The sequence below is a fragment of the Streptomyces sp. NBC_01549 genome, assembly GCF_026339955.1.
Lineage (GTDB): Bacteria > Actinomycetota > Actinomycetes > Streptomycetales > Streptomycetaceae > Streptomyces.
Genome location: NZ_JAPEPW010000002.1, coordinates 1,704,938 through 1,714,181, shown reverse-complemented (window position 1 = coordinate 1,714,181; position 9,244 = coordinate 1,704,938). Strand labels below are relative to the sequence as shown.

Annotated in this window: 16 protein-coding genes; all 16 read left to right on the top strand. The window is 70.5% G+C overall.

What is annotated here, in order from left to right; genetic code table 11:
• Positions 1-12: 12 nt before the first annotated feature.
• The 16 genes from OG819_RS42885 (at position 13) to OG819_RS42815 (ending at position 9,167) form a co-directional block, all read left to right on the top strand.
• Positions 13-1,344 (top strand): HNH endonuclease, encoded by a 1,332-nt coding sequence (locus OG819_RS42885; RefSeq protein WP_266654720.1) that lies wholly within the window; start codon positions 13-15, stop codon positions 1,342-1,344.
• The gene (locus tag OG819_RS42880) at positions 1,344-2,426 is read left to right on the top strand and encodes a hypothetical protein (protein ID WP_266654718.1); all 1,083 of its coding nucleotides are present in this window, start codon (positions 1,344-1,346) and stop codon (positions 2,424-2,426) included. The genes OG819_RS42885 and OG819_RS42880 overlap by 1 nt, the downstream gene beginning before the upstream one ends.
• Complete coding sequence (locus tag OG819_RS42875; protein WP_266654716.1) at positions 2,423-3,178, top strand: hypothetical protein; 756 nt, start codon at positions 2,423-2,425, stop codon at positions 3,176-3,178. The genes OG819_RS42880 and OG819_RS42875 overlap by 4 nt, the downstream gene beginning before the upstream one ends.
• Positions 3,175-3,504, top strand: coding sequence for a hypothetical protein (locus OG819_RS42870; protein ID WP_266654714.1), 330 nt, complete (start codon positions 3,175-3,177; stop codon positions 3,502-3,504). Before OG819_RS42875 ends, OG819_RS42870 begins: the two co-directional genes overlap by 4 nt.
• Positions 3,501-3,806 (top strand): hypothetical protein, encoded by a 306-nt coding sequence (locus OG819_RS42865; protein WP_266654712.1) that lies wholly within the window; start codon positions 3,501-3,503, stop codon positions 3,804-3,806. Before OG819_RS42870 ends, OG819_RS42865 begins: the two co-directional genes overlap by 4 nt.
• Entirely contained in the window at positions 3,803-4,036 is a 234-nt protein-coding gene (locus OG819_RS59230) for a DUF6011 domain-containing protein (RefSeq protein ID WP_353963261.1), read from the top strand. Before OG819_RS42865 ends, OG819_RS59230 begins: the two co-directional genes overlap by 4 nt.
• The gene (locus tag OG819_RS42860) at positions 4,036-4,482 is read left to right on the top strand and encodes a hypothetical protein (protein WP_266654710.1); all 447 of its coding nucleotides are present in this window, start codon (positions 4,036-4,038) and stop codon (positions 4,480-4,482) included. The genes OG819_RS59230 and OG819_RS42860 overlap by 1 nt, the downstream gene beginning before the upstream one ends.
• Positions 4,479-4,745, top strand: coding sequence for a helix-turn-helix domain-containing protein (locus tag OG819_RS42855; protein WP_266654708.1), 267 nt, complete (start codon positions 4,479-4,481; stop codon positions 4,743-4,745). The genes OG819_RS42860 and OG819_RS42855 overlap by 4 nt, the downstream gene beginning before the upstream one ends.
• A 39-nt stretch (positions 4,746-4,784) precedes the next feature.
• Complete coding sequence (locus OG819_RS42850; RefSeq protein ID WP_266654706.1) at positions 4,785-5,786, top strand: phage Gp37/Gp68 family protein; 1,002 nt, start codon at positions 4,785-4,787, stop codon at positions 5,784-5,786.
• A 95-nt stretch (positions 5,787-5,881) separates the two neighbouring features.
• Entirely contained in the window at positions 5,882-6,742 is an 861-nt protein-coding gene (locus OG819_RS42845; RefSeq protein ID WP_266654705.1) for a hypothetical protein, read from the top strand.
• Positions 6,743-6,819: 77 nt separating this feature from the next.
• Positions 6,820-7,548, top strand: a complete 729-nt coding sequence (locus OG819_RS42840) for a hypothetical protein (protein WP_266654703.1) — start codon at positions 6,820-6,822, stop codon at positions 7,546-7,548.
• Position 7,549: 1 nt separating this feature from the next.
• Positions 7,550-7,894: a hypothetical protein gene (locus OG819_RS42835; RefSeq protein ID WP_266654701.1), complete on the top strand. Its 345-nt coding sequence runs from the start codon at positions 7,550-7,552 to the stop codon at positions 7,892-7,894.
• Positions 7,891-8,133 (top strand): hypothetical protein, encoded by a 243-nt coding sequence (locus tag OG819_RS42830; protein WP_266654699.1) that lies wholly within the window; start codon positions 7,891-7,893, stop codon positions 8,131-8,133. The genes OG819_RS42835 and OG819_RS42830 overlap by 4 nt, the downstream gene beginning before the upstream one ends.
• Positions 8,134-8,191: 58 nt before the next feature.
• Positions 8,192-8,608, top strand: a complete 417-nt coding sequence (locus OG819_RS42825) for a hypothetical protein (protein WP_266654697.1) — start codon at positions 8,192-8,194, stop codon at positions 8,606-8,608.
• Positions 8,605-8,805 (top strand): hypothetical protein, encoded by a 201-nt coding sequence (locus OG819_RS42820; protein WP_266654695.1) that lies wholly within the window; start codon positions 8,605-8,607, stop codon positions 8,803-8,805. Before OG819_RS42825 ends, OG819_RS42820 begins: the two co-directional genes overlap by 4 nt.
• A complete protein-coding gene (locus tag OG819_RS42815; RefSeq protein ID WP_266654693.1) occupies positions 8,802-9,167 on the top strand; it encodes a helix-turn-helix transcriptional regulator in 366 nt (121 codons plus the stop codon). The genes OG819_RS42820 and OG819_RS42815 overlap by 4 nt, the downstream gene beginning before the upstream one ends.
• Positions 9,168-9,244: the final 77 nt, after the last annotated feature.

Sequence of the window (9,244 nt, the reverse complement as noted above, 5' to 3'; positions counted from 1 at the left end):
GAAAGAAGATCAATGGCCGTCTCCAAGCGCCTCCGGTACGAGATCCTCCGCAGGGATCAGCACACGTGCAGGTACTGCGGCGCGGGTGCGCCCGAGGTTCCGCTGCGCGTCGATCACGTCACCCCCGTGGCGCTCGGCGGCACCGACACACCCGACAACCTCGTCACCAGCTGCGAGCCCTGCAACAGCGGCAAGAGCAGCGCCACCGTCGACTCCGCGGTCGTCGCCAACGTCAGCGACGACGCACTCCGCTGGGCCGCGGCGATGACGCAGGCCGCCGCCAACCTCCAGGAACTGGAGAAGCCGAAGGACGAGTACCGCGACGCCTTCCTCACCGAGTGGAACCGCTGGACCGTCGGCAAGGAGGCAAAGCCCGTCGAGCTCCCCGTCGACTGGAAGCTGAGTGTCGAGCGGTTCCGCGTCGCTGGCATCCCCGCCTGGATGTGGGCAGACATCGTCGACATCGGCATGGCCAACCAGAAGGTCAAGCCGGAGAACACCTTCAAGTACTGCTGCGGCGTCGCCTGGAACAAGGTCGACGAACTGCACTCAGAAGCTGGCCGCATCGTCGGCGCAAAGCCGACGCCGGCGAACCTGGACGTTCGCGCATCCGTGCTCGACGCGGCTCACGCGATCTGGCACTGCGGCATGGTCGACAACGCGGAAGCGCCAACTGCCGAGCAGGAGGCGGAGTTCCGGAGCAGCCTCGCGAACCTCTCCGGCCTGGACCTTGAAGCGCCCGAGCGGATCATCGGCGCCGCTCTGCATGCCACCTACTTCGCGATGTGCGACATCGCGGAGGCGCTCCGCGACATGGACCGGGACACCGTCTGGACCGCATGGCATACGGCGTGGCCCACCGTCTACGTGCCGAGCGAGGACCCGAACGAGCCCTGGGGCGGCAAGGTACTCGGCGGCCCGACCGACGATCAGAACGAGTGGGTCAAGAAGCAGATCAACTCACTCCTCGACGCTGGCGTCTACGTTCGTCGACTCACGCGAGCAGCCAGCCACGCCGGGACTCACAAGTCCGCCCGCCTCTACCTCGGCCTGTCCGAGGACGAGCTCGCCATCACGCGTATCTCCCCCTGGCAGTCTCGGGCGTCGGAGATCTGGCGGGTCGCCTTTATGGCGTCGGGGATGACCGAGCCGACCACCGAAGAGCGGCAGGCGTTCTTCGCCAGCCTCTACCGAATCGGGATCGACGGGGACTTCATCCTCTCCGACGTGTACGAGGCGGCAGCGGCAGCCGGTAGCTACAAGGACCCCGACCTTTCCACGTGCCTTCCCCGCTATTTGTCAGCCATCAAGGCCGCGGCGGCGCCGCTGGGCGGTGAGAACTGATGGCTCGCATCCGCTCCATCAAGCCGGAGATGCGCACCTCGATCACGGTGTCGCTGTGGCCGCGCGAGGTCCGCTACTTCTTCATCCTCCTGTGGGGCTACCTCGACGACTACGGCCGCGGCGTCGACGACGAACTCCTCATCGCCTCCGACTGCTTCCCCCGGGACCGCGACGTCACCCCCGAGGTAATCGACGGCTGGCTGGAGACCATCGCGGAGGCTGGCCCGTTGTGCCGGTACGAGGTCGACGGCCGCACCTACCTGCACGCGCCGAACTGGCGTGAGCACCAGAAGCCGTCGCACCCGACCCGCTCGAAGATCCCGCCGTGCCCGGACGACGAGCCGGACGACTTCAAGCGGTGGCGCGACGTCAATCCTCAGCGTCTCCGGAATCGTTCGCGAAAGTCTCGCGAGGAGTTCGCGAAGATCCCCGAGACTCCCGCAGCACCCTCCGGAAGGGCTTCCGGAAGCCCTTCCGAGGGCCCCTTCGGTGTGCGTGTACATGGCGAACCGGCGACTGCCCCGGATGAGGTGGTCGAGCCAGACGAGGACGAAGAAACCGCAGCTCACGCCTGGTACGACGACGCTCCCGAATCTCTCCCGAATTCCTCCGGAGACGCTCCGGAGTATTTCGCCCCTGAGCAAGGGAGCAAGGGAGCAAGGGAGCAAGGGAGCAAGGGAGAGGGGGGTGTGGGGGGAAACGGCCGTCGCGAAGTCGAGCGGCAGTCGACTCCGCCCGCCTCCCGGTCTGACGACCGACCCCCTCTCCACGAGCTCCCCGAGAACTTCGCGCTCACCGACGCCATGCGCGGCTGGGCCCGCAACACCTACCCGCGCGTCGACGTCGACCACGAAACCGACAAGTTCATCTACCACCACCGCGACGAAGGGCGCCGCAAGCGCAATTGGTACGGCGCCTGGCAGAAGTGGATCGCCGGCGCCAATCAGCACCTGAACAAGCACGGCGTCACGCACTCGAACGTGATCGACCTCGCATCTGGCCAGCCGCTTCCCGGCACTGACTCAACGGTGTCCGGCTGGGGCGCTGTTGCCGCCGCTCTCGACACTGGAGATCCCGCATGAATCCGCGCGAAGCAGCCCACCTGTTGGGCCATTGCGCCGCCTTCGATAACCGAAAGCCCTCCCAGGCCGCCGCCATTGCTTGGGCCGCTGCCCTCCATGACGTCCCGCTGGACGACGACGCGAAGGCTGCTGTCGCCAGCTACTACACGACCCCGCCGAAGGATCCGGAAGCGAAGCTGTGGATCCTGCCCCACCACGTCCGCACCCTCCGCAGCAAGATCCGGTCCGCCCGGCTGGAGAACTTCCAGTACGAGCCGATCGCTGACGAGACGGTTCCCGAGTACCTGGCCCGCCTCCGCGGCCAGACGCAGGCCATCGCCTCCGGCCGAGTTCCGGCGCCCACTGGCCGGCTGGCGCTTGAGGGCGGTCCGTCGAAGCAGTTCGTCGCCGAGCTCGAGGCCCGCGGGTGGAGCGTCGGGCAGGACGTGCCCGACGAGAACACCGTCGAGGCGGAGTTGATCGACACGGTTCGCCGGTCTGGCCCGCTCGGCATCGAGTGCCCGTCCTGCCATGCGGCGATAGGCAAGCCGTGCAAGACCCCGGGCGGCGGCGACAAGCAGCCGCTGGGCAAGCCGCGCGCCAACCCCCACAGCGCCCGCCTGCGGGCCGCCAACGGTGAGGGCGAACTCACCGCCGAGCAGCGGGCCGCCGAAGAGCAGCGGGTCCGCGCCCGCACCGAGCAGTACTTCGCCCGCATCGAAGCCGGCGAGATCCCGGACGCCGTGATCGTCGACGAGGAGGCCGCGTCGTGAGCGACTTCGAGATCGACGGCGACGGCATCCAGATCGACGACGTGAAGGCCGTCCGCCGGGAGGGCCGCAGCGAACTGCGGGCCCTGATGCGGGCGCAGATCCAGATCGGCCAGGCCCGCCGTGAGCCGGCCGCCAAACCCGCGGCGCCGAAGCCGCCCGGTCACCGGCCCGGCGCCTGGCCCGTCGGTACGAGCCCGCCCGGCCCGCCCCCCGAGCGGCAGATCCCCAAGCACGTCTGGGATGCCGCCGTCCGGCACTACCGCAACACCGAGCACTTCCCCGACCAGCCGTGCGACTGCGGCAACTGCCCCGAGGAGACCCGATGACGATCCACGCTGGCGCCCCGATGCCCGAGTCCCTCCGTCACGGAATGCGTGCCAAGCAGCATCCGGCCCGCTCCGTGCCGTGCTCGCACTGTGGGGCCGCCGCTCATCGGCCGTGCGTCCTGCGCACCACCGGGCGGCAGTTGCCGCAGCCGCACCCGCAGCGGGTGTCCGACTGGGCGAAGACCACGGCCTGCTGCCCCGACTGCCAGGTCACGCCCGAGGTGCCCTGCCACGACGAGGGCCGCGCCCGCACCACCGTCCACGCCCGCCGCTACCAGGAAGCCGAGGCCACCGCAGCGTGAAGCCGACCGCGGGCCGCGACGCCGATGGCCCCGTCACGTGCGTGTGCGGGCGCCTCCTGCGCGATCCGGCGTCACGGGTCCGCGGCCTCGGCCCCGTCTGCGCCAGACGCCTACAGGGCCGCACAGCGCCCCGACCGTCAATCGCCAGCCCCACCAACCGGTCCGAACCCATCCCCGGCCAGACCGAACTCCCGCTCGTCGAACACCAACCCACCCTTTGGAGCATCTGATGCAACCCCGAACCAACACCCCCGACGAGATCACATACGGCGATGACGGCCAGTCCGTCACCCGCACCATCACGATGAAGCGCTGCTGCAACGGCTGCGGCGAGTACCTCGGCGACGTCGACAATCGGGACGTTGACGAGCACGGCAACCTCACCGACGTCCGCGGCGAGTGCTCGAACTGCGCCCCGCTCGTCGAGTTGGAGGCCGCGGGCTGCAAGACGTGGCAGCTCACCCCGCGCAGCTACGGGCTCATCGACTGGCAGCTCGACCGGGACGGCGTCTTCACGAAGCAGTTCACCGAGGTCGTTGACAAGAAGATCACGACGGTCGGCATGCGTATCGGCGTGAAGCCCGGCCACGTTGTCGCCCGCTTCGGGGACTGGATCATCCGCCACCCCGACGGCGGGTTCACCGTGCACAAGGCGCCCGAGGAGGTGGCCGCGTGAAGGTCCGTGCCGACATCGCCGCTCTGATCCGCGAGGGCCACACGAACGCGTCCATCGCCCGCCGCCTGTACTGCGACCCGCAGACAGTCGCCCGGGCCCGGAAGGCTCTCCGCTACCCGCCCGCGGGCGTCCTCGGCCGCCTGTACGCCGAAGCCGTCCCCACCGGCCGCGTCACCGCACCTGTCGGCCGGCTGCCGCTCAGCCCCGAACGGCAGGCCGCCAACCGGGCCGCACTCCTCGCCGCGCTCCGAGATGCCGCCTGACCACCCGCACCACCAACCCCGAGAAGGAGAAACCGCGTAATGGCCGACACCAGCAAGATCGAGTGGACTGACGCGACTTGGAACGTCGTCACCGGCTGCGAGAAGGTCTCGCCCGGCTGCGACAACTGCTACGCCGAGACCTTCGCCGAAAGGTGGCGGGGCATCCCCGGCCACCACTTCGAGACTGGCTTCGACGTCACCCTCCGCCCCGAGCGGCTGACGCTCCCGCTGAAGTGGCGGAAGCCGAAGCGAGTCTTCGTCAACTCGATGTCCGACCTGTTCCACAAGGACATCCCGGACGAGTTCATCGCCCGCACGTTCGCCGTCATGGCGCTGACCCCACAGCACACGTACCAGATCCTCACGAAGCGCCACGGGCGGATGCGATCCCTGCTCGGCGACCCGGAGTTCGAGAAGCAGGTCGACTACGAGCTGCTGCACTTCCCGCCGTTCGCTGACCCGAAGCTGATCCGCCGCTCGTGGCCGCTGCCCAAGCCGGGCTGGCCGCTGCCGAACGTCTGGCTGGGCGTCAGCGTCGAGGACCAGAAGCGCGCCGACCTCCGCATCCCCGCACTCGTCGACACCCCGGCCGCGGTGCGCTTCCTGTCCTGCGAGCCGCTCCTCGGGCCCGTCTGGATCAGCGACCACGTCTGGCAGGCCTGCGCCTGCTGTGAGGGCGAAGGACACGACGAAGCCTGCGCCAGGTGCGCCGACAGCCACTGCGAGAACGGCCACGTCCGAAAGCTCCACTGGGTCATCGTCGGCGGCGAGTCCGGCCGAGGCGCACGCCCCATGGCACCCCAGTGGGCCACCAGCCTCCGCGACCAGTGCAAGCAAGATCACGTGCCGTTCTTCTTCAAGCAGTACGGCGAGTACGCGCCCACCGGCTACCTCGTCATCGGAGCCACCAGCAAGGGCACGCTCCTCGCCGGCGACCCCGTCGACGACATGGGCCACCGCGTCGAACTCGCCCGCGTCGGCAAGAAGAACGCCGGCCGCGAACTGGACGGCCGCACGCACGACGCCTTCCCCGCCGCCTGACCCCGTCGCGCGTTGTTCCCCGCCCGACGTCGCCGACCGGCCCGAAACCGGCGGCGCACCCCACCCCACCACCCGAGATGCCATGGAGGCACCAGATGACCAGCCAGCCCGAACGCCCGCTCACCGAGCAGCAGCTCACCGAAATCGAGACCCGCGCCAACGCCGCCACCCCCGGCCCGTGGTGCACCGACAGCTGGGAGATCTACCAGGGCACCGAGTACGAGGCAGGCGCCGAGTGGATCGGTGAGACCTGCCGAGCCGGTGAGATGGACGACAGTCGCGCAGACGCCGAGTTCGTGGCCGCCGCCCGGACCGACGTACCGCTGCTGCTCGCCGAAGTCCGGCGCCTGACCGCCGCTCTCGACGAGATGACCCACTGCCGCGACAACGCCCTCCGCGCCCTCTACCGCGACGACGTCGACACCGACATCGACCTCGAAGAGACCATCGCGGCCCCGTTCTACGGGCCCGGCTGGGACTGGGACGAGAGCGACCTCCAGCGCGTCGTCCGTGAGGCCGCCGCTGCGGTGCGGCCCGCGTTCGGGAAGCTCACCCAGCAGCGAGACAAGGTCCGCGACCAGGTCGCCGATCTCGAAGGCGTGCTCACGCAGATCCGGCACCTGCACAAGGACTCCCCGATGGGCCCCTGCCCGGTCTGCATCGACGCTGACGCCATCGCGGCCGGCGGGGACGGGCTGATGTCGTACCCGTGCCCGACGGCCCGTCTGGCGGGGGCGACGGACTGCGAGCCGCCGCACGTGCGCGCTGCTGCTGCCGAGGAGCAGCCGGCCGTTGCGGCGTCCGAGGCGTGCGGCAAGTGCAAGCAGCCGTTCGTCCCCGCCGTCACCGGCTTCGAGGAGCAAGCCCAGTACGCGGCGTCCCCGTACTGCCGCGGCCGTGTCGACCGCTGCCACGACACGGAGATCGCGGATCACCGGTGCGTCATCTGCGCCTGACCACAGGGCCGGCCGCCCGCGTTGGAGCCGCGGGCGGCCGGCCCGTCCATCATCCCGCACCGATCAAGGAGCAGCACATGTCCACCGACCCGCGTATCGCCGTCCTCTCCGCACTCTCCAGCCCCGGCTGGCATCCCGTCCCTGAAGCGCACGGCATGCCGTGGGACGAGGCCGAGCAGCTGCTCACCGCCTATGACGCCTCCCGGGCTGCTGCCGCGCCCGCCGTGCCGTCTGCGCCCGCCGACCGGGCGTCGCTCGTTGAGGGCCCGCAGACCGTGACCCACAACGCCAACGAGCTGCTCAGGAAGCTGGCCACCGCCGAGCGCATCCGCGAGAACGCCGACTTCCACCTCGGGCAGGAGATGGCCCGCCGTCAGTTGGCCGAGAAGGAGGTTGCCCGCCTGACCACAGGCCGGGCCGCGGTCCTCAACGGTGCCGCGCAGCACCTGTACACGGCGCTCTTCCCTGCGGTCTACGACGACATGGGGCAGAAGGCAGCGGAGGGCGTCAACCGTGCCGTGTCCGAGCTGCGCCGCCTGGCCGACGAACCCGCGTCCACCCCGAGCCGTGTGGCTGGCGAGGCGCCCCAGCCCGAGACGCAGGTCACGCCGTGCAGTCAGCCGAACCCCTGCGAGGACGGCGGCGACCCGTGCGCGACCCACGAGCGGGAGCAGGCCCACGCCGAGGGGGACCACGGCCTCTGTGGACCCGACTGCACTGCCGACCGGTGCACGTGCGACAGCGAGGACCACACGCACGACGGCGGATGCCCCGCCGCCGTGTCCCAGCCCGGCAAGGAGGGCTGACATGGCCGACGTCTGGGAGACGCCCTGCACCAACGAGAGTTACCTCGCCCACTTCGGCCTTCAGGTCGACCCCTGGAACCTCGACCAGTGCACCGAGTGCGAGTTCTGCGGCAGCTGCGTGGCGCACATCTGCTACCGAAGCGACGCCGACACGCTGCTGCACCTCGACTGGTTCAAGGACTTCGCCAACCCGGGCGAGCCCGAGTGCGGGTCGATCGGCGGACCGAAGCACCTGCTGCCCGAGTACGAGCCTCGCCCCTGCAACCTTCCGCCCGGGCACGGCGCCAAGCATCGGGCGCGGATGGGCTGGTCGTGGCCGGTCGTCCGTGAGGGGCAGCCCTCGTGATCGCCGAGGCCATCCACACCGCGACCGCGATCGGCTGGGCCATCGTCGCGTGGATCGTCCTCACGTCGGCCGCAGCCTGCCTCGCCCTGTACGCGGTTGTGGTCACGGTCGCCACACCCATACGGGCCGCGTGCCGGGCGCTCACGGCCGCTCTCGCCGCCTGGCGCGCCCTCACCGCACTCGCCGAGCACCCCGACCGGTACAAGCCCCGACAGCGCCCGCTGTGGGCCGCCGCCTGACCCCCCGCCGCCCCCGTCCCGCCGCGGGGGCGGCATCCGCACCGCGAAAGGAACCACCGTGACCACACCCGCTGATGAACTCCGGACCGCCGCGCAGACGCTGCTCGACCTGGCCAAGGCCGCGACGCCCGGACCATGGCGCCAACACGACACCCACCTCGGCCAGTACGGCTACACCGCGACCGTCCTGTCAGGCGAAGGCAACGACACCGACCTGCGCGCCTGGCTGCCGTCGATGTCGCAGAAGCCGTGGGACGAGACCCGCAACGTGTGGCCCGACGCCGCGTACATTGCCGCCGTGCACCCCGGCGTCGGTCTCGCGCTCGCCGACCTTCTGCAAGCCGTCGCCAACGACCCCGACGACGAGACGCTGAACGAACCCGGCTCCGCCCGGCACGGCGGATGCGACCGCACCACATGCCCGGCCGCCGCCACCCTCGCCGTGGCCCGCGCGATCAACGGGACCGCGTCGTGAGCCCGGCCCGTGCCCCGCTGGTCATGGTCGACCCGCAGACGGCGGAGATCCTGTCCCGCTGCTACCGCGGCCAGATCCCGGGCGACGTGCTGGCCCGCGCGGTGCGGATGCTCGCCACCGCCGACGGTCACCTCGACGCGGCAGGGCGGATCAAACGCGGGGCTGGCGGGCGGAACGAAGTGCGGAGGCCGGCGTGAAGGCGCTGACGGCCCGGCAGCGGCAGGTGATGGTCCTCGTCGCCAACGGCAACACCAACGCGGCGATCGGCAGCCAGCTCGGGATCACCCGGGTCACCGTCGACCGGCATCTCGCCGACGCGTACAGCGCCTTGGGCGCCCGTGACCGGGCCAACGCTGTCGGGCTCGCCATCCGCTACGGGGAGATCGACGCCGACAGTGACATCCGGGTGCCGGGGGTCCCGCAGGCCCCTGAGGGGCGCCAGGAGGCGCCAGGCGGCCCTCAGGGCGCCCGGGAGGCCGCGAACGGCGCTCGGGACGTCCGGGGTACTCCCGGAGCCGCAGAGAGGCGCACAGGGCTTCGAGGGGAGGCGGCGGCGTGAGCGACTTCGTCCGTGCGACGTGCCACGGCTGCGGCCAACCCCGACAGGTCACTGTCGCTGGAGTCTTCCGCCGCCAC

Excerpts from the sequence above, each read along its gene's own strand:
- OG819_RS42865 (WP_266654712.1), top strand. The coding sequence starts at position 3,501 with ATGACGATCCACGCTGGCGCCCCGATGCCCGAGTCCCTCCGTCACGGA.
- OG819_RS42875 (WP_266654716.1), top strand. The coding sequence starts at position 2,423 with ATGAATCCGCGCGAAGCAGCCCACCTGTTGGGCCATTGCGCCGCCTTC.
- OG819_RS42880 (WP_266654718.1), top strand. The coding sequence starts at position 1,344 with ATGGCTCGCATCCGCTCCATCAAGCCGGAGATGCGCACCTCGATCACG.
- OG819_RS42835 (WP_266654701.1), top strand. The coding sequence starts at position 7,550 with ATGGCCGACGTCTGGGAGACGCCCTGCACCAACGAGAGTTACCTCGCC.
- OG819_RS42860 (WP_266654710.1), top strand. The coding sequence starts at position 4,036 with ATGCAACCCCGAACCAACACCCCCGACGAGATCACATACGGCGATGAC.
- OG819_RS42845 (WP_266654705.1), top strand. The coding sequence starts at position 5,882 with ATGACCAGCCAGCCCGAACGCCCGCTCACCGAGCAGCAGCTCACCGAA.
- OG819_RS42850 (WP_266654706.1), top strand. The coding sequence starts at position 4,785 with ATGGCCGACACCAGCAAGATCGAGTGGACTGACGCGACTTGGAACGTC.
- OG819_RS42840 (WP_266654703.1), top strand. The coding sequence starts at position 6,820 with ATGTCCACCGACCCGCGTATCGCCGTCCTCTCCGCACTCTCCAGCCCC.
- OG819_RS42885 (WP_266654720.1), top strand. The coding sequence starts at position 13 with ATGGCCGTCTCCAAGCGCCTCCGGTACGAGATCCTCCGCAGGGATCAG.